The organism is Flavobacteriales bacterium (genome assembly GCA_013214975.1).
Taxonomy (GTDB): domain Bacteria; phylum Bacteroidota; class Bacteroidia; order DT-38; family DT-38; genus DT-38.
Map to the genome: position 1 here is coordinate 1 of JABSPR010000380.1, position 1,597 is coordinate 1,597.

At 32.5% G+C, this 1,597-nt stretch carries 1 protein-coding gene; it reads left to right on the forward strand.

What is annotated here, in order from left to right:
* Positions 1–805 precede the first annotated feature (805 nt).
* The coding region (locus HRT72_12085) for a hypothetical protein (protein ID NQY68443.1) at positions 806–1,597 on the forward strand (792 nt) is incomplete at its 3' end.

Consider the following 1,597-nt stretch of genomic DNA (forward strand, 5'->3'; position numbering starts at 1 on the left):
TAGGCTTAAATTTTACCTTACAAGTAATATTATCACCAATGACTATTAAATCATTGCTTTCAGAACGTGTGAAATGCCACTTTATCCATACTGGAACACCATTAGTTATGTACTTGTACACCTTTTCTCCCTGACCATATGATGTTTTAATTTTAAGAAAACGAGCCCCAATAATTAATTTGTCCATATCGTTTTTAACTAACTTGATAAAGCTTTTTCCTAAAACCTTATCTCGAGTTTTTTTGAATATTGACAATAAATCTGAGCTGAACTCCTTGACTATTCCGTTACTAGAAATCTTTATGTACATGTAGTAAATTAACGACACAAAGGTAGTTATTTAGAATGATTCTAAATAAGGAAGTTTTAAATCGCTATAACCAAGTTAAGCTGCACAGAAAGAGTATGTTGATGGGTATGGAATAGTTTGTTTGTTATTTAAACATCAATAAAATGCTAAATAGTAAGGGGTAGGGGCTGCGTTGATGCTAAGAGATACTATTTAGTTCATCTTGCACTTTGAGCGCCGTAATGAATTAAATTGATATTGTATATAATGAGGCGCTAAACTTGTTCCTCAAAGAGAATGTAAATTAATAAAGATGGGCATCAGAGTCAAGCGTGATGTGATTCCGTTTTCCACGCTTGATTCTCTGATCATCGGAGACTTCAGTCGTAGACCCATCTTAATTCATTGAAAATTCGAAGTGAGGGATCAAATTGAGTTTAGCATGATGTTGGGAAGATATTGAATACCCACTTTATTTAGGGTAACTGACTGCAAACGGGTTAATTAAAGTAGACCATGTTTAAATACGCCTTTTATTTCCTAACAACATTTATTGCTACAGATTCTTTTGTTGACCGAATGTCAATTGAAGAACCTTACAAGCCATATTGGGATACAACTAGAGTGTCTGGAAATAGTTATTCTTTAAGTATTAAGAACCTAATCGAATACGACACTTTAATTACCAAGAGTTCTGAAATTATTTTAAAAGGTATTCTTTGGGAAAATTCAGTTGGCGGGAAACGGTTAGGTTTTAGTAATATATTGATTCGGTCAATAGAGACAGATTCTATTATTTCTGGTTCGCACACCAATTTTGCCGGCGAATTTTTCATAAAAACAGATACCAGTTCTTACGAAAAAACTCGTATCGAATGTTATTATCAAGATTTCATTCCACAATCAATATCCCTTAAGAGCTTTTTAACTCAAACCGAAAATGGCAAGAAGGCACTACATCTTTCACTTGGATCAAAAGAGACGCTATTAAGAAAAGAGAAGCTGTTTTATACTCTGCAAGACAAGAATGTTGAAGAATTTGAATCTGGAAGTATTATGAAGATTAATGTAAAACTAATACTCGAGAATGGAAAAGAAATTCAATACAGACCCAAACCTAAATTAAAGAGTAAGGAAACAGATCTTAATAATATTCAATACAATTTCAGCGACAACAATAACTTCAATTTTGAATTATGTTCAAACATCTTGAACAATAATAACATCACCTTTATATTTCACCCAAACAAAAATGAGAAAAGCAATGGCGTATTCTCTTTTAATGTATACTCTGACACAACCTTAATA